This is a genomic window from Bacillus sp. JH7, from assembly GCF_001563515.1.
Lineage (GTDB): Bacteria > Bacillota > Bacilli > Bacillales > Bacillaceae_G > Bacillus_A > Bacillus_A cereus.
The window spans coordinates 171,816-196,395 of record NZ_LPUS01000001.1; the positions used below are offsets into that span (position 1 = coordinate 171,816).

The following is a 24,580-nucleotide window of genomic DNA, read 5'->3' on the forward strand; positions in this document are numbered from 1 at the left end:
TAATATTGTAGAAAGCGACCTTCTTTTATGGGGAGAAGGAATTCCCTGATGGTGTGTGGTAGTGGTTGGTACTTAATTCGTGCCGAAGCGGATATTAGAATAGAATGAAGAATTTTTATAGAGGTGAACGAAATGAAAGTAGTAGTTGGATCAAAGAATAAAACGAAGGTTGGCGCTGTGGAGAAGGTTTGGAAAGATGCTGAAATTACATCTCTTTCTGTTCCGTCAGGAGTATCAGCTCAGCCTTTCTCAGATGAAGAGACGATGCAAGGAGCGATTAATAGAGCGAAGCGAGCGCTAGAGGAAGGAGAAGCTCCAATTGGTATTGGGCTAGAAGGCGGCGTAATGAAAACGGAGCACGGTTTATTTATGTGTAACTGGGGCGCGCTAGCAACAAGTGATGGGAAAGTATTTGTGGCCGGAGGAGCGCGTATTACATTACCAGACGATTTTTTAGCACCTCTTGAAGATGGTAAGGAATTAAGCGAAGTGATGGAAGAGTTTGTGCAGCGAAAAGATATTCGTAGTCACGAAGGTGCGATCGGTATTTTTACAGAGGATTATGTCGATCGTACGGAATTATTTGTACACGTTGTTAAGTTGTTAGTTGGGCAATATAAGTATGACAAAAAGCAAGCATAAACCTTGCACCATGCGCGATGTATGGTAGTATAAAAGAAAGATTATAACATGAAAAATGCACTCGTTAGAGGAGGAAATATAGATGAAGTCATTAGAAAGCATGGAGCAATTCCAACAGTTAAAAAATGAAGAGAATGTAGTCTTTATGTTCTCAGCAGAATGGTGCCCAGACTGCCGCTTTGTAGATCCATTTATGCCAGAAGTAGAAGAGAAATATAGTGATTTCTCATTTTACTATGTAGATCGCGATGAGTTTATTGATCTATGTGTAAAATTAGACGTATTTGGCATTCCGAGCTTTGTAGCGTACAATAAAGGTGAAGAAACTGGTCGCTATGTAAACAAAGATCGTAAAACACAAGAACAAATCGAAGAGTTCATTGAAGGTTTAAAATAAGGCAATTTGCCAATTGAATTGTAAAACAACCTCTACCTTCGCGGGGGAGGTTATTTTTTTGGAAGGGAGGAAAAAAGAGATGAAGATGACAAGTAAAAAGATGAAAGATGAGTTAATAAAGAAATTATCTCGCCCAGAATGGGACTTTCAGTATGATAGTGAGAAAGAAGTTTTACGTATTGAACAAAAAGACTCCAAAAAAGGTATTAACGTATCGCTTCCAGGAGTTGTGGCAAAATGGGAAGTGAACAAAGAAAAGGCAATTGAAGAAGTTGCTTATTACGTACAAGAAGCGCTAATTGCGATGCATAAAGAAGAAAATAGCGGAGCGAAAATTTTACCTGTTATTCGCTCTACTTCTTTCCCGAAACAAGCAGAAGAAGGAAATCCGTTTATTATGACGGATCATACGGCGGAAACACGTATTTACTATGCGTTAGATTCGAATAAAACGTATCGACTAATTGATGAGCGTCTATTACAAAAATTAGAACTTACAGAACAGCAAGTGCGTGAAATGGCATTATTCAACGCACGCTCATTAGGTTATGAATTTAAACAAGACACAGTAGCGGGTAATACATTCTACTTTTTAAACACAAATGATGGGTATGACGCGACTCGTATTTTAAACGAATCGTTACTACAATCGATGCGTGAAAAGATTTCTGGTGACATGGTTGTTGCTGTTCCTCACCAAGATGTATTAATTATTGCTGATATCGTCAACGAAATCGGTTATGATATTATTGCACAAATGACAATGAAATTTTTTGCCGAAGGGCATGTTCCGATTACATCACTTTCATTCGTATATGAAGATGGAGAATTTGAACCAATCTTTATTTTAGCGAAAAATCGGAAGAAGACAGATGGAAAAGAGAAAGGATGAACGAAGTGAACGAAGTGAACGTTTTTTACAACCTTGAAGGAATTGGTGACACTTTAATTGTTGCCTTACAAGATATTACTTTAGAGAACCGTACTTTTGATCGCAAAGGAGATGTTGCACGCGTATACGATCGTGAAAGCAATGTAACAGCAGGATTCAACATCTTTAATGCATCTTCTTACTTAGAAGTAAAAGAAACAGGCAACCTTACATTAACGAAAGAGCTTGTAGAGAAAATCAACGAAATTTTAGCGAAGAATGGCTTTGAAGAAACAGTAGAAGCAGATCTTTCTCCGAAATTTGTTGTAGGCTATGTAGCTGAAAAAGAAAAGCATCCAAATGCTGACAAGCTAAACATCTGTAAAGTAGAAATCGGTACAGAAACATTACAAATCGTATGTGGTGCACCAAACGTTGATGCAGGACAAAAAGTTGTCGTTGCAAAAATTGGTGCTGTAATGCCAAGCGGTATGTTAATCAAGCCAGCTGAGCTTCGAGGAGTTCCTTCTGCTGGAATGATTTGTTCAGCACGTGAATTAGAGCTTCCAGACGCTCCACAAGAGAAAGGTATTCTTGTATTAGAAGATAGCTTTGAAGTTGGACAAGAGTTCAAATTTTAATTGATATAAGAAAAGAGAGGTTGTCCTTTTGGACAGCCTCTCTTTTTTTACATTCATTGTTGGTAATTCGAAATTTCATGTTGAATCGTTGATATATTGAGAATAGTGATAGATATATTTAAAAAATCGTTGATATATTGAGAGTAGTGATAGATATATTCAAAAAATTGTTAATATGATAAGGATGTCACCTTTTTTCTTAAAATCTATATTGTATTTTATAAACAAACTAGTTAAAATTTAGAAAAGTAGAAGGGGATAGAAGTATGAAACAGCAACCAAAAATCGCAGAACTTCTAAAACGAATTGAAACTTCAAAACAGCAAGATGTTGAGCTAGGTACTTATGAAATATATTTGTTTAGTGAAAGTGAATTAGAAAAAGGACAAATCGGTTACCGATACGATAAACATAAAAATTCATTAATAAGTGAAGAACACGGAAAATGGAAAGAAGAATGGATTACAATTGGATATGAAACGGATATGGGCGATCCAGTTTTCGTAAATATAGATGATGACGCTTATCCGCTTTATACTGCAGAACGTGGTACAGAAAAATGGCAACCAGTTTATATTGGAAATATAGATGAGATTATAGGGCAATTATAAGAAAAACTTTGAATCCGGTGCAAAGTGATGGGAGAGAAGTATGAAGTATATAAAAATAATGAGCATGATTGCATTCATTGGAATATATATGGCCGGTTGTTCACAAGGGCAGCCGAAAAAAGAAACTACATCTTCTATACAAGAGAAAAACAAAGATACCAAAGAAGACGCACCGGTAGAAAAGCAGCAAGAACAAGAAAAGAACGAAGAATCGCAAGCAATTCAAACGAATGAGCAAGTAGAACATAAGCAAGAGGAAGTATCATCTGATGAAAAGAAAGAAGAAACTACGCCAGTGCAGCCGGCTGAGCAACCAGTGCAAAATAATGAACAAAAAGTAGAGAGTAATGAAAAACAAGGAAAGTTTCTCGTTGTTATTGATCCAGGGCATCAACAAAAAGCGAATTTAAATTTAGAGCCGATTGGGCCAGGGGCAGCGACGCAAAAATATAAAGTGACAGATGGTACAACTGGTGTTGTGACGAAAAAAAGAGAGGCTGTACTTGTATTAGAAATGGCTTTTTTATTAAAAGAAAAGCTTGAAGCAAAAGGGATACAAGTATTAATGACGAGAACATCACAAGACGTTGATATAAGTAATAAAGAAAGGGCGACATTCGCAAATAATCATAAGGCTAATTTATTTTTACGTCTTCATGCAGATGGTTCTGAAAATCCAAACCAAAGTGGATTCGCTGTATTGACGCCGGCAGAAGGAAGTCCGTATACGAAAGAGATTTATGCGGAAAGTCTTCAAATCTCTCAAATGATTGTAAATAAAATGAGGGAGAACCAGCAAGTAAAAGTAAATGGAATTAAATTTCGGGATGATCTTTCTGGATTTAATTGGGCAAAGGTTCCTGGTGTGTTATTAGAACTTGGGTTTATGTCAAACCATGAAGAAGATAAAAAATTATCTGACCCGCAATATGTAAATTCTTTATTGCAAAGTGTAACGGATAGCATAGATGCATATCAGAAGAGTAAAGCTTAAGCGCAGTCTTATATGAAAGGCTGCGTTTTTTCATATGAAACACTCGTAAATTAGAATATTGTGGATAAATATGACATGCTTAATTTTACCTGCACTTTTTGCCGAATGCTGATACAATAAAGGATGTTACTATTTAGTAGAAAGAGTGGTAAGCATGTTAGATTGGATGAAAAAGCTGTTTAACAAAGAGGAAGAACAAACAGCGATGAATAAAGAAGTACCAAAGCAAATTGAAAGTCAGCCGAAAATTCCTCGTGTAAACCACTACACTGAAGCAAGAGAAGCACAAATGGCAAGTAGGAATGCAGGTAAATGCCGTTTTCCTTTAGTACCGGATAATGGGTTCGATGAAGAGGATGAAAGCGAAGTAAATCGCTTCGAAGAACAACCTGTTCAAGGAGTAACATATGAAGAACCGACTGCCCAAAGAGGAATAAAGGTGGAAAGAAGCAGACGACCGTATGTGGAAAAGGTAGTTTCTACATATGAAGAGCCGGAAGTGCAATATGAACCGGTGCGGGAGTCTGTCGTTAAAAAGGCATCTGTACCTTCGCAAGAGAGTAACCGTAGACCATTTCGTCCAACAGAAATGATTTCGCCAATTTATGGATATAATCGTCCTTCAGTAGAGAAAAAGGAAGAAAAGCAGGAGGAAGTAAAGGAAAGAGAAGACCTTGAAATATCTGTAGAGGGTAAATCAGTCGTTGATGCATGGTTAGAGAAAAAAGGATATACATTATCTGATTTCTCAGAAGGACAAGCACCAACTTCTTCTAGTCATAGAGCTGCTAACCAGCAAGGGGAGCAACAATATGAAGAGAATAAAAAGGAAGAAAAGTCAGTAGTTGATCAATGGCTAGAGAAAAACGGTTATGAAATTGAACGCCAAGTGCCTTTAGTAGAAGAAAAAGAAGTGATTCAAGAAATGAGTACACCGCAGGAAGTTTCAGCGGATGAATTACTTCATAAAACAGTAGCTGAGCAGATGGAAAGTGCTAAGCTAGAAAAAGATGTAGTGGTGTTAAACGAAAACAATCTACAAGAAGAATTAGTAGCTTCTAAAGTAGAGCACGAGGATACAATATTATCAGAAGAAATTAAACGTAATACAGAAATAAAACAACCTACTATTGAAGTAGAAAAGCAAGCTCCAGAAGAATCAGTGATTGTCAAAGCAGAAGAAAAACTTGAGGAAACAATCATTGTGGAAATACCAGAAGAAGTGTCAAAAGTAGAAGTAATTGCAGAAACGGAAGAGTTTGAAGAAGTAGTTATGGAAACAGAGGCACCTGAAGAAGTGGAAGTAATTACAGAAACAGAAGAGTCAGAAGAAGCTGAAGTAATTGCGGAAGCAGAAGAGTCAGAAGAAGTGGAAGTAATTGCAGAAGCGGAAGAGTCAGAAGAAGTGGAAGTAATTGCGGAAGCAGAAGAGTCAGAAGAAGTGGAAGTAATTGCAGAAGCGGAAGAGTCAGAAGAAGTAGAAGTAATTACAGAAACAGAAGAGCTAGAAGAAGTAGAAGTAATTGCGGAAACAGAAGAGCTAGAAGAAGTGGAAGTAATTACAGAAACAGAAGAGTCAGAAGAAGTGGAAGTAATTACAGAAACAGAAGAGTCAGAAGAAGTAGAAGTAATTGCGGAAGCAGAAGAGTCAGAAGAAGCTGAAGTAATTGCGGAAGTAGAAGAGTCAGAAGAAGTGGAAGTAATTGCGGAAGCAGAAGAGTCAGAAGAAGCTGAAGTAATTGCAGAAATAAACGCGCCTGTAGTAGAGACATTTGTAGCACTTGAGGAAATTCAGCAAGAAGATGAAGCAATTGAACAAAAGAGTGAATTCATACATGTTGCTGAGGCTGATGAACAAACGAAGAAAGATGTTCAAAGCTTTGCGGATGTTTTAATTGCAGAAGAACAACCAGTTGTAGAAGAAGCGCCAGTCGCAGAAGAGCAACCAGTTGCCGAGGAAACACTAGTCGCAGAAGAGCAACGAGTTGTAGAAGAAGCACCGGTCGTAGAAGAGCAATCAGTTGTAGAAGAAGCGCCAGTCGTAGAAGAACAACCAGTTGTACAAAAAGAAGAACCAAAACGTGAGAAAAAGCGTCATGTACCATTTAATGTTGTTATGTTGAAACAAGATAGAACACGATTAATGGAAAGACATGCAGCTAGAGCAAATGCAATGCAGCCTTCTGCTAATGTACGAGTAGAGAATAAGCCAGTGCAACAAGAGGTAGCAGAACCACAAGTGGAAGAGCACCCAGTGCAGCAAGTAGCAGCAGAACCACAAATGGAAGAGCACCCAGTGCAGCAAGAGGTAGCAGAACCACAAGTGGAAGAGCACTCAGTGCAGCAAGTAGTAGCAGAACCACAAGTGGAAGAGCACCTAGTGCAGCAAGTAGTAGCAGAACCACAAGTGGAAGAACGCCCAGTGCAGCAAGTAGTAGCAGAACCACAAGTGGAAGAGCACCCAGTGCAGCAAGTAGTAGCAGAGCCACAAGTGGAAGAACAACCAATACAGCAAGTAGTGGTAGAGCAAGTACAAAAGCCAATTTCAAGTACGGAAGTACAAGAGAAAGCATATGTTGTAAATCAAAGAGAGAACGATATGCGAAATGTATTGCACACACCACCGACATACACTGTTCCGCCATTAGCGCTGTTGTCGATTCCACAGCAATCAGCGTTAGATAATACAGAATGGTTAGAGGAGCAGAAAGAATTATTAGATACAACGTTTAATAATTTTCACGTTGGAGCACATGTTATTAATGTATCGCAAGGTCCGGCAGTCACTCGTTTTGAGGTGCAGCCAGACCCAGGTGTGAAAGTAAATAAAATTACAAATTTAAGTGATGATATTAAGTTAAGCTTAGCTGCGAAAGATATTCGTATTGAAGCACCGATTCCAGGGAAGAGTGCGATTGGAATTGAAGTTCCGAATAAAGAAAGTAAGCCAGTATTTCTTCGCGAAATTTTAAGAAGTCCTGTATTCACAAAGAGTGAATCACCGCTTACTGTTGCGCTTGGACTTGATATCTCAGGGGATCCAATTGTAACGGATATTCGAAAAATGCCGCACGGACTTATTGCGGGTGCAACGGGTTCAGGTAAAAGTGTGTGTATTAACGCGATTTTAACGAGTATTTTATATAAAGCGAAACCACATGAAGTGAAGTTAATGTTAATTGATCCGAAGATGGTTGAGCTTGCACCATACAATTCTGTTCCACATCTTGTAGCACCTGTTATTACGGATGTAAAAGCAGCAACAGCTGCATTAAAATGGGCAGTTGAGGAAATGGAACGTCGTTATGAATTGTTTGCGCACGCAGGTGCTCGTGATTTAACTCGTTATAATACGATTGTAAGTGAGCGAGAAATTCCGGGAGAAACATTACCTTATATCGTTATTGTCATTGACGAGTTAGCCGATTTAATGATGGTAGCACCTGGTGATGTTGAGGAAGCGATTTGTCGTATTGCACAAAAAGCACGTGCTTGTGGTATTCATTTATTAGTAGCAACGCAGCGTCCATCTGTAGATGTTATTACAGGTTTAATTAAGTCAAACATTCCAACGCGTATTGCGTTTACTGTATCATCTCAAGTTGATTCGCGTACGATTATCGATATTGGTGGCGCGGAGAAATTACTTGGCCGTGGTGATATGTTATTCTTAGGGAACGGTACATCTAAGCCTGTTCGTGTACAAGGTGTATATGTATCGGATGATGAGATTGAAAAGACAGTTGATCATGTGAAAAAGCAAATGAAGCCGAATTACTTATTTAAGCAAGAGGATTTATTAGCGAAAACAGAACAAGCTGAGTCGGAAGACGAATTGTTCTTCGAAGCATGTCAATTTGTTGTAGAACAAGGGGGAGCGTCCACATCTTCTGTACAGCGAAAATTCCGAATCGGTTATAATCGCGCAGCACGTCTCATTGAAGAGATGCAATCGCAAGGAATTATTTCTGAAGCAAGAGGAACGAAGCCAAGAGATGTCCTTATTTCTGAGGATGAATTCGCTGCTATGCAGGAAACAAATGTATAGTAAACGGTTATGCTGTATACTAAGAGAAAATGTTGGATAGTAAAGTAGGGAGTAAAGCGACATGAAAGAAATTGAATTAAAATTAAAAGGTGAAATAAATAGACTAACAAATAAAACATTTAAATTTGACGAACGCGTTGGAGAAGGTTGGTTCTCTGCCGTTTACTTTTTAAAGACTAGAGAAATCATTGAAGAATTTCGCCCGAAAAGTGTTGTAACGATGCAATTTTTCCAAAAGGAAAATGCAGTTCTTTGCGGAACAGATGAAGTGATTGCGTTGTTACAAACATTCGCTAAAAATCCTGAGGAACTTGAGATTAACTCTTTAAAAGATGGCGATAAAATTAGTCCATTTGAAACAGTGTTAACAATTCATGGTCCTTATGAAAATTTCGGATTTTTAGAAGGTGTCATTGATGGGATTTTAGCTCGTCGTACATCGGTTGCGACAAACGTATATAACGTTGTCCAAGCTGCGCGTAGCGTAGATAAAGAAAAACCAGTTATTTTCATGGGAGATCGTGACGATCATTATACACAACAAGCTGGTGACGGTTATGCAGCATACATCGGAGGTATGAGCGCACAAGCGACGCATGCGATGAATGAATGGTGGGGCAAAAGTGGTATGGGGACGATGCCTCACGCATTAATTCAAATGTTTAATGGTGATGTTGTAGAAGCGGCAAAAGCATATCATAAGAAATTCCCAGAAGATGAATTAGTTGTATTAATTGATTACAACAATGATGTCATTACAGATGCACTTCGCGTAGCGCGTGAATTTGGATCAACATTAAAAGGTGTACGTGTAGATACGTCCCGCACGATGATTGATCAATACTTCATTCGCCACCCAGAAGTACTTGGAACATTCGATCCACGTGGTGTAAACCCATCGCTTGTATTCGCACTTCGTAAAGCACTTGATGAAGAAGGATTCCAGCATGTAGACATCGTTGTAACTGGTGGATTTGATGAGAAGCGTATTCGTGAATTTGAAGCTCAAAACGTACCTGTTGACATATACGGGGTAGGAAGTAGCTTATTAAAAATGAATATTGGCTTTACTGGTGATAATGTAGAATTAAATGGGAAACCAGAAGCAAAAGCTGGTCGTAAATATCGTCCAAACCCACGTTTAGAGCGTGTTCAATTAGAAAAAAGAGAAGAGATGTAAAAGAGAGAAAAACTGATAGGTGATTGACCCTATCAGTTTTTCTGTTATCATAGTATAGCGGCTTCTTTTTTGCTATAATGGACTTGTTATAGATATATAAAGAAGTACGTACGAGTTTATCCTGATAAGTGAAGGGAAGAATAACTTCACTACATCAAAAATGTATGATGATTACCAAAATAAGAAAAGATTCATATACTGTCTTATAGATAGGCCGTTGTATTAGTTCGAAATGTTGGAGGTTCTTTAAGATGACAGTTTACCATTTTGTAGGAATTAAAGGAACAGGAATGAGTTCATTAGCGCAAATTCTTCATGATATGAAGCATACTGTTCAAGGGTCTGATTATGAAAAGCGTTTCTTTACACAAACAGCGTTGGAAAAGCGTAGTATCTCGATCCTTCCTTTTGATAAGAATAATGTAGAAGAAGGACAAGTGATTATTGCAGGAAATGCATTTCCTGATACGCATGAAGAAATCGTAGCAGCAAAAGAATTAAACATCCCAGTCCATCGTTACCATCATTTCTTAGGTGACCTGATGAGCCAATACACAAGTGTTGCTGTAACTGGTGCACACGGAAAAACATCAACAACAGGTTTGTTAGCCCATGTAATGCAAGGTGCACATCCAACATCTTACCTTATTGGAGATGGAACAGGGCATGGGGTAGAAAATAGTAAGTATTTTGTATTTGAAGCTTGTGAGTATCGTCGTCATTTCTTGTCTTATAATCCAGACTATGCAATTATGACGAATATTGATTTTGATCATCCAGATTATTTTGCAGACATCAATGATGTATTCAGTGCATTCCAAGAGATGGCATTGCAAGTGAAAAAAGGCATTATTGCATGTGGAGATGATGAAGAACTTCAAAAAATTCAAGCGAAAGTACCTGTTATTTTCTATGGATTTGGAGAAGATAATGATTTCCAAGCACGCAACATCCAAAAGAGAACAGATGGCACTATTTTTGATGTATTCGTTCGTAATACGTACTATGACACGTTCAAAATTACAGGATACGGCAATCACAGCGTATTAAATGCGTTAGCAGTAATCGCGCTTTGCCATTATGAAAATGTTGATGTAGAAGCAGTAAAACATCAATTAACAACTTTTGAAGGCGTAAAACGTCGCTTTAATGAAAAGCCGATGGGAGAGCAAGTAATCATCGATGACTATGCACACCATCCGACAGAAATTAATGCAACGATTGAAGCAGCTCGTCAAAAACATCCAGAGCGTGAAATTGTCGCTGTATTCCAGCCACACACATTCTCACGTACAGAAAAGTTCTTAGATGAGTTCGCAGAAAGCCTAAGCAAAGCTGATCAAGTATACTTATGTGATATTTTCGGATCAGCACGCGAAAACAAAGGTGAATTAACAATCGAAGATCTGCAAAAGCGTATTGACGGTGCAGAACTAATTACAGATACAACAACGGATGTATTAAAGAAACATAAAAACGGCGTTCTAATTTTCATGGGCGCAGGAGACATCCAAAAATTCGAAGCGGCTTACGTAAAAGAAGTTCAAGTTGCAGAGAAATAATAGAAAAGACGCATAGCGGTGGCTGTGCGTCTTTTTTGTTGTGTTCAACTTTTATTTATGTATTGACCTAGAGTTAACTCTAGGTTGTAAGATGAAGATGTAAAAACAAGGGGGAGAGAACATGTATAAAATCGGTGAAGTAGCAGAGTTAACTGGGATGGGTATTCATACTTTGCGTTACTATGAGAAATTAGGATTATTACCACCACCAACGCGAAATAGCGGGATCCGCCAATATACAGAAGGTGATGTACGCCTTTTAAAATTTTTATATTCGTTAAAACAAACTGGAATGTCATTAGAAGAGATGGCTCAGTTTGCAAGTGATGGATGTATTATAGAGGAAATTAGGCAGAGAAAAGAGGAAGTACCGGCGAAAGTAAAAAAGAGAATTTCAATTTTAACAACTCACTTAGAGAGATTAAAAAAACAGCAGGAACAATTGCAAAAAGTTGTTCAGCTAACGGAGGAGAAACTAGAAATTTATTACGGTTTTCTAGAAGGTGGAAATTCAGAGGCTGACAATGAAAAATAAAGTATACGCTCAGTTACTTGGATTTGCGATTTTCACTGGTGGGACATTTAATGCTTCGAAATATGCTGTACAGTATTTCGAAGCAATTCATATAGCAGCATGGCGCTTTGGAATTGCTGCATTTGTGATGTTATGTTTGTTAAAAATACGAAAAGATTTTGAGGTAGAGGTATGGAGGGAGAATAAGGTTTATTACTTTTTGCTAGGTATTGTTGGTGTATTCGGTTTTAACTTCTTTTTCTTTTTAGGTATGAAACATACAGAAGCTATGAATGGTGCACTTATTATGGCGACAAATCCGCTCGTTACGACGCTGTTAGCAAGTTTTATTTTACGAGAAAAAATTATAAAACGCCAAGGTATTGGGATGTTACTTGCATTACTTGGCGTTGTCTTTGTACTGACACAAGGTTCGTTTACGATACTACAAAACTTATCATTTTCAAAAGGAGATTTTTATATTTTATTAGGGAATATTTGCTGGGCGTTATACGGTGTGCTAGGCAGAAAGTTTATTAAAACTAGTAGCCCAATACAAACGACGACATACACAATGACTATTGGTGCCATTGCCTTTATGATCATATCTTCAACTCAAAAAAATATCGTACCAGTTTTGGAAATTCCTTTGTTAGCTTGGGGAGCGATTCTTTTTATGGCAATTGGAATGAGCGTGCTCGGTTACTTATGGTGGAATAATGGAATTGCTCAAATTGGAGCAGCCAGAACATCTTTATTTTTTAATTTAGTGCCTGTTGTTACAATGATTATTTCTTTTATTGAAGGAGTAAATATAACGCTCGCACAGTCTGTAGGAATGATATTAGTTGTTACGGGTGTATTGTATTCTTCTAATTTTATACAAATAAAACCGAAAAAAGTGTGAATATTTAACAATTTACATCTAGAAGTGTTAGAATAATAAGAAAAATAAAAAGGGGACTAAAAAACATGTTCACACTTCGAGTAGACGATGAAATCGAATTACAGTTATTAGAGAAGCATCATAAGGAGGAACTATATCAATTAATAGACCAAAACCGTAATCATTTACGAAGATGGCTTCCTTGGGTAGATGGGACCAAATCTGCTGATGCGTATGATGAGATTTGTCCGATGTGGTTAAAGAAGTTTGCAGAGGGAGACGGTTTTGAAAGTGGTATCCGTTACAAAGGAAAGCTCGTTGGGATGGTAGGCATTCACCCAGTAAGTTGGGGGAAGAAAGCGGCAAGTCTTGGATATTATCTTGCAGAAGATGCTGGCGGGAAAGGTATTATGACGCGTAGTGTGAAGGCTGTACTTCACTATGCATTTGAGAATTTAAAATTAAATAAAATGGAAATTAGATGCGGTGTTGAAAATGTGAAAAGCCGCGCTATTCCAGAACGTTTAGGATTTAAGTTAGATGGCATTTTAAGAGATGATGAATGGCTATATGATCATTTTCACGATATCGCTGTATATAGTTTACTAGCTTCAGAGTGGAAGGAGATTCGATGAACGAGAAGATATGCATTATTCCGTATGAAAGTACGTTTCAAGAGGAAGTAGTAGATCTTATCGTTCATATTCAGCAAAAAGAGTATAATGTTTCAATTACGAAAGAAGAGCAACCTGATTTACTTGAAATAGAAACATTCTATCAAAAGGATTACGGAAACTTTTGGGTAGCAATTTATGATGGTAAAGTAGTTGGAACAGTAGCTTTATTAGATATTGAGAATCATCAAGTAGCGTTAAGAAAAATGTTCGTGAAGAAAGAGTTTCGCGGAAAAGAATGGGGCGCATCACATATGTTGCTTCAAACAGCAATTTCATGGGCTGAGGATAAAAAATTGAAAGATATTTACTTAGGAACAACAGTAAAATTTTTAGCGGCACATCGTTTTTATGAAAAGAATGGTTTTGAAAGTGTGAGTATAGACGAGTTGCCGAAAAACTTTCCGGTGCTACAGGTAGATAAGAAATTTTATAGGTACATTGTGTAAAAGGTCATTTAGAAATGGCCTTTTTCTATGAAGAAAAATGGAAATAGTGGTATAATTTGGGTCAGGGGGTGTAGGTATGAACTTTCCAATTCAAAGAAGTAAGTCAGTAGTCATTTTCGTTTGTCTTACGTTAGCGTTTATGTTTATATATCCAATTGTCATGCTTTTCACCAATAAAGCGCATTGGATGTCAGCGTTGATTGGGATGGGTTTATGCTTCATTGTAAATGTACCACTCGTTTGGGAAGTATTTATTAAAAAACATAAAGTAGAAAATGGCGTATTAAAGTACGGTATTTTAAATGATGATATTGTATTAAAAGATGTGAGAATTATACGTCAGGTCGGAAAGTCTCTTGAAATTACGACGAATGCATATAAAGTACATATGGTTGCGATGCCGCAAAATATGGATGAATTCTTGGGGCTTATAGAGAAAGAAAATCCACATGTGAAAATAGAAATGGTAGGAAAGAAATAAAAACGCTCGGCGAAAATTCCGAGCGTTTTTATTATTATTTTAAGTTCTCTGGGTTTAAAGCTTCTAGTTCAGGTACAACGAAGCGTCCGTCTTTACGGATTAGTACGTCGTCGAAGTAAATTTCGCCGCCGCCGTATTCAGGGCGTTGGATGCATACTAAATCCCAGTGGATGTTCGAGTTGTTGCCGTTCCATGCATCGTCGTAAGCTTGTCCAGGAGTGAAGTGGAAGCTGCCATCGATTTTTTCATCGAATAGGATGTCTCCCATTGGATGTAAGATGTATGGGTTTACGCCAATTGCGAACTCACCAACGTAGCGTGCGCCTTCGTCTGTATCGAAGATTTTGTTAATGCGCTCTGTATCGTTTGCAGTTGCTTCAACGATTTGACCGTTCTCAAACTTAAGTTGTACATTTTCAAATGTATAACCGTTGTAAGGAGATGGTGTGTTGTAAGAAACTGTACCGTTAACAGAATCACGAACTGGTGCAGAGTATACTTCACCGTCTGGAATGTTTAAATGACCTGAGCATTTAATTGCTGGAATGTCTTTAATAGAGAATGTTAAGTCAGTTCCAGGACCAGTTAAACGAACTTTATCTGTTTTATTCATTAATGTAACAAGGCTATCCATTGCCTTATCCATTTTACCGTAGTCTAAGTTACATACTTCGAAGTAGAAGTCTTCGAAAGCTTCTGTACTCATTTTAGCAAGCTGTGCCATAGAAGCATTTGGGTAGCGAAGAACAACCCAGCGTGTTTTTGGAACGCGAATGTCTCTATGAACTTTTTTACCAACTGTTTGGCCATGAACTTTCATACGCTCACTTGGAACGTCAGCTTGTTCATTAATATTATCGCCAGAGCGAAGGCCGATATAAGCGTCCATGTCTTTCATTACGCTTGCTTCATATGCAGCGATTTGTTCGAAATGTTCTTCAGTAGCACCCATTAATAAAGAGCGATCTACTTGATGATCTTTTAAAGAGACGAATGGGAAACCACCAGCTGCATATGCTTCTTTTACAAGTGCAGTTACAAGTTCTTTTTGTAAGCCAAAGTTTTCAATTAATACTTTTTCACCTTTTTGTAAGCGGATAGAGTAGTTAATTAAATTGTATGCTAACTTTTCAATACGTGGATCTTTCATATGTAAAGCCTCCCTACTAATTATGTATCCTCTCCTATTGTAACCTACTTAGTGGAATTTGTTGAATGATTTATGTTACAGTTAACGAATAAGTATGAAAATTCTAATGATGAGATAGGGATTAGAATGAAACGGAAAATGATTGTATAATAGGGGAAAGTATGAAAAAGATAAAGGAAGTGATGAAATGCAAGTTCTTTTATATGTAAGTGCGGCTATTATCGCGGTTGCTTTCGCAGTATTAGTAGTGTATGTATGCAGAACGTTGTTATCGGTTCAGAAGACGTTGGAAAACGTTGCAAGTACGTTAGAAGGTTTAGAAAAGCAAATGCAAGGAATTAGCGTAGAGACAGAGCAATTATTACATAAAACGAATGCGTTAGCTGATGATATTCAACAGAAGTCACAGTCATTAAATAAAGTGGTAGCGGGTGTAGATGGGATTGGAACGACAATCCAATCTTTAAATACGAAGCTTCGTAATGTATCGGACTCTGTAACGGACGAAATTGAAAATAACGCTGATAAAGTAGCGCAAGTTGTACAGTGGAGCAGTGCGGCGATTGAAGTATACAATCATTACCGTGCGTCGAGACAAGAGAAGAAGGTTGAAAAAGAAGAGCGTAAATTAGAAAGAATTGAGAAAAAAGCTGAAAAGAAAGAGAAGCGCTCTAGATTTCGTATGAGAGGTGAATCGTGATGAATATGACAAAACTTGAAACAATTGAAGAGCTTGAAGTCTTAGTAGAAAAGAACGAGCCGTATGTTCTTTTTAAACATAGTACGACATGCCCGATTAGTCACGGTGCATACACAGAATTTCAAGCGTATTGCAGCGAAGAAAGAGAAGTGCCAGCGTATTACTTATACGTACAAGATGCGAGAGATGTGTCAAATCGTGTTGCAGAACAATACAGTATTAGACATGAATCACCGCAAGTGCTATACATAAAAGATGGGATGGTAGTATGGAATACATCTCATTGGAATATTAAAAAAGATGCTTTAGAAGAGAATATAAAGTAAAAAGAAGCAAGCTAAAGGTGCTTGCTTCTTTTTTTTGTTTTTGTTGAAATATATTTAGTGGTACACTATTAATAGTTCAAACTAAATAACTAGATTGTTGAAAGTAGGTTTTAAGTAATGAAGAAAATGGCATTATCCTTCGCAGTCGTAAGTTTATTACTAGGAGCTTGTAGTAACAATAGTAATACGATTAGTAAGAAGGATGAAGTTATACAAAAAGATACAAAAGAAAAAAGTATGATTCCGAGAACTGCTGTTTCTAAAGATTATTATAGAACTGTTATTCCTTTAAAAGAACAAAAGGTTATTAATACAGCTAATATAAAAACAAATTCTAAATTAGATTTAGCAGAGTATGAAAATGGTTTAATAAATATTGCAACGCAGCAATTTGATACAGAGAGTCACGTACTGCAATTAAACCAGTATATTCCAGAGAAACTAATTGATGAACTAGTTGCGAAAGTAGAAGCGCCAGTTTTGACGAATATTATAGAACAAGACTATTTCGGAAAACAGAATTCAAATGAACTAAGTTTATCTGGTGTTATGATAGGTTTAGCTATGTCTTCAAGTGTATCGAATGAAGAAGCTATGTCTAAAGGGACTGAAGTTGCTAAACAACTTATTGAAGCTATTAACAAAAATGATAAGTATAACAAATCTCCAATTACGTTTGCTATCTTTAAGCAAGAAAGTACTAGTTCTTTAAAAAATGGTACGTATATTGCTAGTGCTACTGTTCAAAAGAATGATACGAACCTTGGAAATTGGAGTACAATTGATGAAAAGTCGTATTCATATCCTTCTGATGAATTTACACAAGCACATGGAGAAGATAATACAAAAATAAATAACTTTGCTAAGGAAATAAAAGGTTTTTCTAATGGAGATTTTATTCCAGTCAACGCTAAAGTTTCTTATAAGAAAGATCAAATGGATACATTAAATATGAATATTGTTATTAAATATAACGGTAAAACAGAATTAATGGCTCTTACCCAATTAGCTGCGCAAGGTATGTTAGACAAATTGCCTAAAGATGCGAAAGTACAATTACAGATCAAGTCCGAGAGTAAAATCGAGGCTGTGATTATAAAAGAGAAAAACAGTGATAAACCGTTTGTTTCCTTCTTGTAAAAAAGACAGTATGTAAACTGTCTTTTTTTATTTTAAATGAAAATATACAACGTTTTTTGATAGTAATTCATTGCTGTATATCGTGTGACAATCGTATATGTATCAGCTATAATAAGTTATCTTAAAAAAGTAACATATAGGAATTTGAAAGAGGTGGCTTTCTTATGGCATCACAACAATTAGGTCGTTTACGTTCTGAAATTGATCAACTTAATTTACAAATATTAGAGTTACTAAACGAAAGAGGTCGTCTCGTACAAGAAGTTGGTAATTTAAAAGAAGTACAAGGTGTGAAACGTTTTGATCCTGTACGTGAAAGAAATATGCTGGATTTAATTGCAGAGAATAATAATGGTCCATTTGAAACTTCGACTTTACAACATATTTTCAAACAAATTTTTCAAGCTGGTTTAGAATTACAAGAAGATGATCATCGTAAAGCATTACTTGTTTCTCGTAAGAAAAAAACAGAAAATACGATTGTTGAAATTAATGGTGAAAAAATTGGTGACGGAAATCAGCATTTTATTATGGGGCCGTGTGCAGTGGAAAGTTATGAACAAGTACGTCAAGTTGCTGAAGCAATGAAAGAACAAGGTCTGAAATTAATGCGTGGTGGTGCGTTCAAACCACGTACTTCACCGTATGATTTTCAAGGTCTTGGATTAGAGGGATTACAAATTTTGCGCCAGGTAGCAGATGAATATGATTTGGCTGTTATTAGTGAAATTTTAAATCCGAATGATATTGAGATGTCATTAGATTACGTTGATGTTATTCAAATTGGTGCTCGCAATATGCAAAACTTTGATTTGCTAAGGGCAGCTGGTGCTGTAAATAAACCAGTATTATTAAAACGTGGTCTATCAGCAACGATTGAAGAATTCATTAATGCGGCAGAATATATTATGGCAAAGGGAAATGGGAACATTATTTTATGTGAACGAGGTATTCGCACGTATGAAAGAGCGACGCGTAATACGCTTGATATTTCCGCTGTGCCGATTTTAAAGAAAGAAACACATTTACCTGTCGTTGTCGATGTAACGCATTCTACAGGGCGACGTGACCTTCTTTTACCAACTGCAAAAGCAGCGATGGCAATTGGTGCAGACGCAATTATGGCTGAAGTACATCCAGATCCAGCTGTAGCTTTATCTGATGCAGCGCAACAAATGAATATACCGCAGTTCAATGATTTTATGAATGAATTAAAATCATTTGGAAGTAAATTATAAAAACTTTTAATGGGCTGTTCCAAAAAGGCATTTTGGAACAGCTTTCTCTTATTGTATAGCGACTGTCATTGTCGATTTTTGTTGGTAAGTTGATATATTTAAAAAATCGCTGATATAATTAGAGTTGCGGTCGATATATTTGGAAAATCGCTGATATATTTCGAGTTATAGTCGATATATTCGAAAAATCGCTGATATAAATTTCATTTACTATCGTACTGCTTAAAATAAGATTTCTACTTAGGAAACATCTATTTTTTTACAAAAAATGCCCTTTTTTCATAAAAAATACGAAAATACGAGAAAAGAAGCGAATTTTTTCGAAACTTTTGCGGGAAAATATTGTATGAGCCTGCGTTTTTATCGTATCATTAGTAAAAGGAAGAACTCGGGACGATTGGTGGCATCTGCAAATAGAGTTGATGTCTTTTTTTCATTCAAGTAACCGATACATAAAAATAGATAACAAAAATAGAAGGAGTGTGCGATGAGATGAACGTAACAATCTATGATGTAGCGCGCGAAGCAAACGTTTCAATGGCTACCGTATCTCGTGTTGTGAACGGTAACCCAAATGTAAAGCCTACAACAAGAAAGAAAGTATTAGAAGCAATTGATCGTTTAGGATACCGCCCGAATGCGGTAGCACGTGGACTAGCAAGTAAGAAGACAACTACAGTAGGTGTTATTATTCCTGATATCTCAAATACGTTTTATGCAGAACTTGCACGTGGAATTGAAGATATCGCAACAATGTACAAATATAACATCATTTTAAGTAACTCTGATCAAAACAAAGAGAAAGAGTTCCATTTATTAAATACGATGCTTGGAAAACAAGTGGACGGAATTGTTTTCATGGGTGAAGATATTACAGACATTCACATTGAAGAATTTAAAAAATCTCCAGTACCAATTGTATTAGCAGCGTCATTTGATGAGCAAAATGAAACGCCATCAGTAAATATTGATTATACACAAGCAGCTTATGATGCAATGAAGCACTTTATCGAGCAAGGACATAAACGTATCGGTTTCGTCTCTGGTCCTTTCATTGATAAAGCGGGAAGCGCGAAGAAGTTACAAGGTTATAAAAAAGCTTTAGAAGAAGCAGGTATTTCATATGATGAAAATCTTGTGATCGATGGAGATTACACATATGACTCAGGTATTGAAGCATTCGAAAAGCTTTGGAGCAATGATGAAAAGCCAACAGCAATCTTCGTGTCTTCTGATGAAATGGCACTAGGTGTAATCCATGCAGCACAAGACGCTGGATTAAACGTACCAACTGACGTAGAAGTACTTGGTTTCGATAATACACGCCTTGCATTAATGGTTCGTCCGCAGCTTTCAACAGTTGTTCAACCGATGTATGATATCGGTGCAGTAGCAATGCGTTTATTAACAAAGTATATGAACAAAGAAAAAGTGGAAGATCACACTGTTATCTTACCTCACCGTATCCAATTTAGAGATTCAACGAAGTAAGTATAAAAAAGCTCACAGCGATTGCTGTGAGCTTTTATTCATATTCAGGATAATATTTTTCAATTACTGTATCTACAGTTTCATTTTTCTTAACGTGTAAAAATCTTGCGTACAATTCTTTTCCAGTTTCAAATGGGGTATCGTCTAATTCAAACACATGTAACACTTTTCGGAACGTCCACGTTATTTGCTCATCTTACATATTATCGTACGTATCTTCAGATTGCATAGCAATTTTTTTACCAAGTTCGTGAGCATCCTCTAAACTGTTTGCTTTAACAAGAATAATGCTTTCTTCAAAAAGTGTATCGTGATTCTCTTCATAATGCCTTCGCTATAGATGGGGCTATTCCTTGTTATATGTCACATAAGTGCAAATTTAACTATTATAGGGCAATGTCATGTATAATAGAAAGAAAAGGCTTGTGAGGGGGGAAAAGAGATGATCGTTCTTTGGATAATTACGCTTTGTATGACTGCTATTTTTGCATATATGACGTTAAAACAAAATGGTTTAAAGCGATTTGTTCCAGGAAGTATTCTTGCAGGAATTGCCCTTATCACGTATGTAATTTCTATTTTTATTGAAAGTGTATCAGTAGATATGAGCACAAGTTTAATGTTTATTGGTATTACACTATTTGCAGGTAGCATTATGGTACTTATGGTTGCTGGTATTATTTTATTTATTCATATGAATTCGGAAACGTTATAGCATATAGAAAAGGCATGTCCAGAGGGACATGCCTTTTTATCCGTTCAATTATGCTCTATCTTTAGAAGAGTTTTGCTGTTTTAGTAAGTCGCGAATTTCGCCAAGAAGAACTTCTTCTTTTGTTGGTTCTGGAATTTCTTCCTCTTTTTCTTCTTCTTCTTTTTTAGATGTTAGTTTGTTGAAAACTTTAACAAACATAAAGATAGAAGCTGCAATAATTAAGAAATCAAAAATAGTTTGGATGAAGTTACCATACATAATAGATGATTTACCGAATGTAATTTTTAAATCTGTAAAGTCAACGCCACCTAATACCATACCAAGTAATGGTGTGATGATATCTTTTACTAAAGAACTAACGATTTTACCGAATGCAGCACCGATTACAACCCCGACGGCTAAATCGATTACATTCCCTTTGAAAGCGAACTTTTTAAACTCGTTCCACATGTGTTAATCCCATCCTTTCCACGATTCATTATGAAATTTATAATTCCTATCAACATATTCTATAGAAATTTACGAGAGAAATAAAGAGGGAATGGGAATGAAAGTAAATTCTGAAAAATGTATCCGTTTTAATTTTTATTTACATCATCTAGTAAAGATTGTAGCATTTGCTGCGTTTTTAATCCTTCTAATCCGTCTACAACAGGCTTTGTATCGCCTTGTACACACTCAATAAAATGATGAACAGCATCTTCAAAACCACGTTGTTTTAACGTCGTATCCCATGATGGGGAACCATTTTGTGAAACTGAGTTTTCCTGTTCAATTTCAAATGTATTCATATTTTTTACGCGAATGATTTTTCCTGTCGTTACAAGTTCAATTTGTTCTAAATTTGTACCGGCATGGCGATGCATTGCAGTAGAAAGTAACAGTCCACTTGGCGTTGTATATGTATGATGTCCGTAAAGAAGTTCATTCTTTTCATTCATTTGCATCATATTGTGAACGACGTTAAGATCATCGTTAGCTAACCAACGGGCAGTATCTACAATGTGTAAATAATCATCTAACATAGTGAAGTCGTACGTATATGGCCCGACTTTATTTGTACGATGCTTTTCAATTCGAATCCATGAAATATCATTAGCCTGTTCTTTGGCAGCGACATACATAGGAACGAATCTGCGATTAAATCCGACCATTAATTTTCGGTTATACTTCTCGCTCAACTCGACTAGTTGCTCAGCTTGTTCCACTGTAGCTGCTAGCGGTTTATCAACATAAACGTCGATCCCTTTTTTTAGAAGTTCAGAAACGATTTCATAATGCGATGCAGTTGAACTATGAACGAAGATTGCATCGCATTCCGAAGCTAACATTTCAATAGAATGAAAGTCTTGAATTCGGTATTGCTGGCAAACTTGTTTTCTTTTCTCTGCGTTAGGTGTAAACGCCCCTACAAAATTCCAATCAGTTTCTTTTGTAAGTGTTGGAAGATAGGCCTTTTGCGCAATACTTCCAAGTCCAATCATCCCAATTTTAGGTTTGTTCATATTTATTCCCACCCTATTAATAGTAATGTAACGGCTTAAATGTAGCATAGGGTGGGGGAGGAAGGCAAAAATTAGCTTTTTACTTACGGCCTTCTAACAAAATCTTCTCTATCTCTTCAAAGTGATGAGCGCGAGCATGCTCTAACGGGGTAACACCATCATTGTCTGGAATATTTACATCTGCACCGTGCTCAATAAGAAGGCGAATGACTTGTTGCTGTGTTTCGTTTCCGTTACTTAGTACGATGGCTTCCATTAAAGCTGTCCATCCCAGGTTATTTACATGATTTACATCAATATTTGTTCGAGTGAGGAGTTCCTTTATAACGTCAATATAGCCATGTTCTGAGGCTGGGATAAGAGCTGTTCCGCCGTAACGATTTGTAATCGTAGGATCTGCACCAGCATCAATTGTTAGTTTTAAAATGTCTAAGTAACCTTCCGCACCGGCGTATAGAAAGGGATTATTTTTCATGTCATCCTGGATATTTACGTCAGCACCAGCTTCGATAAGTACCTTTGCGGTTTTTACATCATTTTTGTATGTAGCAATCATAAGCGGAGTGCGTCCTTGACTATCCGTCGCATTTATATTTGCGCCTTGTTTTAGTAAAGATATAACAGTATTCGTTTCATTTTTTTCAGTGGCTGCTAGTAGTGCAGTCTCCATGTTTATCATCTCCTTTTTTACTTCTTGTTCTTGCGAGCATCCTTGTAAAAAAATTACGCAACATATCATACTTAATGTTTTTTTGAACATGGAATTTCAACCTCCTAATTTCAACTGTAAAATAGGAACATTAAATTTTTATAAACTGACGCTAAAATTACTATAAAATCGCTTGAGTAATTGAACATATATTTTTATGCTTATAAATAATAAGGTTTGATAAAGTGAGGATTTAAGATATGTCTATTAAAACAAGGTTTTTATTTTCTTATATTGCTGTTATCCTCGTTTCCATTACGCTTATATTAGTCGCGGGATTTTTAATCGTTTTTTCGATAACAGGTGACTTGGAAGCAGTGAAAAATTTCTATAAAAGTTCTTACATTCAAAAGCCGCTTACACCAGAAGAAGAGAATGCCTATCTTGAGTTGAAGTCAGCAGCCAAACAGCATCAATCTCAATTGCTAGATGAGTCGTTTGTCTCAGCAATAGAAAAAGAGGGTGTGAAAATAGTAGTAAGAAAAGGAGAAACACTTTCATATGCTTCAAACGTATTTGAAAGTGTTTCTTTAAAAGAAGCCCTTCCGAAATTTGAATCAGCAAATATTAATAGTCGTGGTACAACGGAACTAGGCGATACATTTTATCGATATGTAAAGTTTGATTTTTATTTTCCTCAGGAAGAAGAGGGAAGTATATTTGTATTAAAAAAGCAAAGTTCATTTGTAGATCTTACACAAAAATTATTTCCAATCTTATTCGTATCGCTTTTACTACTAGCCATTTTACTCATTGGATTATTAAGTTACCTCGTTTCAAGAAGTGTAATAAAACCAATTTTTGTATTGAAAGGCGCAACGGAGAAAATTAAAGAAGGAAATTTAGATTTTCAAATACCAATTACATCACACGACGAAATAGGGCAATTAAATCAAGGGTTTGAGGAAATGAGGAAGAGATTAAAAGAATCGATAGAGATGCAAACACAGTATGAAGAAAATCGAAAAGAGCTTATTTCAAACATCTCTCATGACTTAAAAACACCGATTACATCAATTATAGGATATGTAGAAGGAATAAAGGACGGGGTAGCAAATACGCCAGAAAAAATGGATAAGTATTTAACAACTATCCATACGAAGGCAAAACATATGGACACACTCATTGATGAACTATTTTTATTTTCGAAGCTCGATTTGAATCGAGTTCCATTCCAGTTTGAAACAGTTGAATTGAATACGTTTATGCAAGAATTAATAGAAGAGATGCAGATGGATTTAAGTGAAGAAGGTATAGAAGTGCGCCTACAGTTACATGCATCACCACTATATGTAACGGCTGATTGCGAAAAAATCAATAGAGTGATATCAAATTTAATTCATAATAGTGTGAAATACATGGATAAAGAAGAGAAGAAAATTACTGTAACAGTATCGAGTGATAATAATAAAATTATTGTGAAAGTGATGGACAACGGATCAGGTATAGAATCTGATACATTGCCGTATATCTTTGAACGTTTTTATCGTGCAGAACAATCGCGGAATTCTAGCACAGGTGGAAGTGGACTTGGTTTAGCGATAGCGAAGCAAATTGTTGAAGAACATGGCGGGGAAATTTGGGCGGAAAGCGAGCTTGGGAAAGGCACAAGCATTTTCTTCTCATTGGAAAAAGTAGAGGAATGTGGTGAGTAAA

General features: G+C 36.6%; 25 protein-coding genes and 1 pseudogene. 21 read left to right on the top strand and 5 right to left on the bottom strand.

Translation table 11 applies throughout. The features are described 5' to 3' along the window. Positions 1 to 132 precede the first annotated feature (132 nt). From AU379_RS01010 to AU379_RS01075, 14 genes are all read left to right on the top strand, one after another. Complete coding sequence (locus tag AU379_RS01010; protein ID WP_047386993.1) at positions 133 to 642, top strand: DUF84 family protein; 510 nt, start codon at positions 133 to 135, stop codon at positions 640 to 642. Between the two features lie 82 nt (positions 643 to 724). Further along, positions 725 to 1,039 carry a thioredoxin family protein gene (locus tag AU379_RS01015; protein WP_000838193.1) on the top strand — a complete coding sequence of 105 codons (315 nt, stop codon included), beginning with the start codon at positions 725 to 727 and terminating at the stop codon, positions 1,037 to 1,039. 79 nt (positions 1,040 to 1,118) lie between these two features. Beyond that, on the top strand, positions 1,119 to 1,931 hold the full coding sequence (locus tag AU379_RS01020) for a DUF1444 domain-containing protein (protein ID WP_000784588.1): 813 nt from the start codon (positions 1,119 to 1,121) through the stop codon (positions 1,929 to 1,931). A gap of 5 nt (positions 1,932 to 1,936) precedes the next feature. Further along, the gene (gene ytpR / locus AU379_RS01025; protein ID WP_001006769.1) at positions 1,937 to 2,551 is read left to right on the top strand and encodes a YtpR family tRNA-binding protein; all 615 of its coding nucleotides are present in this window, start codon (positions 1,937 to 1,939) and stop codon (positions 2,549 to 2,551) included. A gap of 266 nt (positions 2,552 to 2,817) precedes the next feature. Then, positions 2,818 to 3,162, top strand: a complete 345-nt coding sequence (locus AU379_RS01030; RefSeq protein ID WP_000813343.1) for a hypothetical protein — start codon at positions 2,818 to 2,820, stop codon at positions 3,160 to 3,162. A gap of 40 nt (positions 3,163 to 3,202) precedes the next feature. Continuing rightward, complete coding sequence (locus AU379_RS01035; protein WP_000874056.1) at positions 3,203 to 4,156, top strand: N-acetylmuramoyl-L-alanine amidase; 954 nt, start codon at positions 3,203 to 3,205, stop codon at positions 4,154 to 4,156. Between the two features lie 154 nt (positions 4,157 to 4,310). Then, positions 4,311 to 8,204 carry a DNA translocase FtsK gene (locus tag AU379_RS01040; RefSeq protein ID WP_061138912.1) on the top strand — a complete coding sequence of 1,298 codons (3,894 nt, stop codon included), beginning with the start codon at positions 4,311 to 4,313 and terminating at the stop codon, positions 8,202 to 8,204. Positions 8,205 to 8,265: 61 nt separating this feature from the next. Beyond that, a complete protein-coding gene (locus AU379_RS01045) occupies positions 8,266 to 9,384 on the top strand; it encodes a nicotinate phosphoribosyltransferase (protein WP_000658370.1) in 1,119 nt (372 codons plus the stop codon). 251 nt (positions 9,385 to 9,635) lie between these two features. After that, the gene (murC, locus tag AU379_RS01050) at positions 9,636 to 10,946 is read left to right on the top strand and encodes a UDP-N-acetylmuramate--L-alanine ligase (protein WP_000219468.1); all 1,311 of its coding nucleotides are present in this window, start codon (positions 9,636 to 9,638) and stop codon (positions 10,944 to 10,946) included. A gap of 121 nt (positions 10,947 to 11,067) precedes the next feature. Further along, positions 11,068 to 11,481, top strand: a complete 414-nt coding sequence (locus AU379_RS01055; RefSeq protein ID WP_000276603.1) for a MerR family transcriptional regulator — start codon at positions 11,068 to 11,070, stop codon at positions 11,479 to 11,481. Continuing rightward, on the top strand, positions 11,471 to 12,367 hold the full coding sequence (locus AU379_RS01060; protein ID WP_000792460.1) for an EamA family transporter: 897 nt from the start codon (positions 11,471 to 11,473) through the stop codon (positions 12,365 to 12,367). Before AU379_RS01055 ends, AU379_RS01060 begins: the two co-directional genes overlap by 11 nt. A gap of 65 nt (positions 12,368 to 12,432) precedes the next feature. Then, positions 12,433 to 12,981: a GNAT family protein gene (locus tag AU379_RS01065; RefSeq protein WP_000494658.1), complete on the top strand. Its 549-nt coding sequence runs from the start codon at positions 12,433 to 12,435 to the stop codon at positions 12,979 to 12,981. Beyond that, positions 12,978 to 13,469, top strand: coding sequence for a GNAT family N-acetyltransferase (locus tag AU379_RS01070; RefSeq protein ID WP_061138913.1), 492 nt, complete (start codon positions 12,978 to 12,980; stop codon positions 13,467 to 13,469). The genes AU379_RS01065 and AU379_RS01070 overlap by 4 nt, the downstream gene beginning before the upstream one ends. 76 nt (positions 13,470 to 13,545) lie before the next feature. Further along, positions 13,546 to 13,950 carry a PH domain-containing protein gene (locus AU379_RS01075; protein ID WP_001010629.1) on the top strand — a complete coding sequence of 135 codons (405 nt, stop codon included), beginning with the start codon at positions 13,546 to 13,548 and terminating at the stop codon, positions 13,948 to 13,950. 34 nt (positions 13,951 to 13,984) lie between these two features. Here AU379_RS01075 and AU379_RS01080 read toward each other — a convergent pair whose 3' ends face one another. Continuing rightward, entirely contained in the window at positions 13,985 to 15,100 is a 1,116-nt protein-coding gene (locus tag AU379_RS01080; protein ID WP_000654731.1) for an aminopeptidase, read from the bottom strand. Positions 15,101 to 15,287: 187 nt separating this feature from the next. Between AU379_RS01080 and AU379_RS01085 the strand changes: the two genes are divergently transcribed. The 5 genes from AU379_RS01085 to ccpA all read left to right on the top strand — a co-directional run bounded on the left by AU379_RS01085 (position 15,288) and on the right by ccpA (position 19,995). Beyond that, positions 15,288 to 15,800: a DUF948 domain-containing protein gene (locus tag AU379_RS01085; RefSeq protein ID WP_001197720.1), complete on the top strand. Its 513-nt coding sequence runs from the start codon at positions 15,288 to 15,290 to the stop codon at positions 15,798 to 15,800. Beyond that, complete coding sequence (ytxJ, locus tag AU379_RS01090) at positions 15,800 to 16,126, top strand: bacillithiol system redox-active protein YtxJ (RefSeq protein ID WP_001057469.1); 327 nt, start codon at positions 15,800 to 15,802, stop codon at positions 16,124 to 16,126. The genes AU379_RS01085 and ytxJ overlap by 1 nt, the downstream gene beginning before the upstream one ends. A gap of 117 nt (positions 16,127 to 16,243) precedes the next feature. Further along, the gene (locus AU379_RS01095; RefSeq protein WP_000738025.1) at positions 16,244 to 17,266 is read left to right on the top strand and encodes a CamS family sex pheromone protein; all 1,023 of its coding nucleotides are present in this window, start codon (positions 16,244 to 16,246) and stop codon (positions 17,264 to 17,266) included. Positions 17,267 to 17,430: 164 nt separating this feature from the next. Then, positions 17,431 to 18,504, top strand: a complete 1,074-nt coding sequence (locus AU379_RS01100) for a bifunctional 3-deoxy-7-phosphoheptulonate synthase/chorismate mutase (RefSeq protein WP_016110801.1) — start codon at positions 17,431 to 17,433, stop codon at positions 18,502 to 18,504. 492 nt (positions 18,505 to 18,996) lie between these two features. After that, complete coding sequence (ccpA, locus tag AU379_RS01105; protein ID WP_001103297.1) at positions 18,997 to 19,995, top strand: catabolite control protein A; 999 nt, start codon at positions 18,997 to 18,999, stop codon at positions 19,993 to 19,995. A 34-nt stretch (positions 19,996 to 20,029) separates the two neighbouring features. Here ccpA and AU379_RS01110 read toward each other — a convergent pair. Next, positions 20,030 to 20,323 (bottom strand): annotated as a pseudogene (locus AU379_RS01110) (DUF4288 domain-containing protein); the annotation flags it as partial. A 114-nt stretch (positions 20,324 to 20,437) separates the two neighbouring features. On the opposite strand from AU379_RS01110, the gene AU379_RS01115 reads away from it, so the two are divergent. Next, on the top strand, positions 20,438 to 20,710 hold the full coding sequence (locus tag AU379_RS01115; RefSeq protein WP_000636589.1) for a DUF3917 domain-containing protein: 273 nt from the start codon (positions 20,438 to 20,440) through the stop codon (positions 20,708 to 20,710). A gap of 48 nt (positions 20,711 to 20,758) precedes the next feature. Here the strand turns inward: AU379_RS01115 and mscL are convergent, their stop codons facing one another. The 3 genes from mscL to AU379_RS01130 form a co-directional block, all read right to left on the bottom strand. Continuing rightward, positions 20,759 to 21,160, bottom strand: coding sequence for a large-conductance mechanosensitive channel protein MscL (mscL, locus tag AU379_RS01120; protein WP_061138914.1), 402 nt, complete (start codon positions 21,158 to 21,160; stop codon positions 20,759 to 20,761). Positions 21,161 to 21,288: 128 nt separating this feature from the next. After that, positions 21,289 to 22,215: a Gfo/Idh/MocA family oxidoreductase gene (locus AU379_RS01125; RefSeq protein WP_061138915.1), complete on the bottom strand. Its 927-nt coding sequence runs from the start codon at positions 22,213 to 22,215 to the stop codon at positions 21,289 to 21,291. A 79-nt stretch (positions 22,216 to 22,294) separates the two neighbouring features. Then, positions 22,295 to 22,975, bottom strand: a complete 681-nt coding sequence (locus AU379_RS01130) for an ankyrin repeat domain-containing protein (RefSeq protein WP_061138916.1) — start codon at positions 22,973 to 22,975, stop codon at positions 22,295 to 22,297. Between the two features lie 149 nt (positions 22,976 to 23,124). Between AU379_RS01130 and AU379_RS01135 the strand changes: the two genes are divergently transcribed. Next, positions 23,125 to 24,579: a HAMP domain-containing sensor histidine kinase gene (locus tag AU379_RS01135; RefSeq protein WP_048568508.1), complete on the top strand. Its 1,455-nt coding sequence runs from the start codon at positions 23,125 to 23,127 to the stop codon at positions 24,577 to 24,579. Position 24,580: the final 1 nt, after the last annotated feature.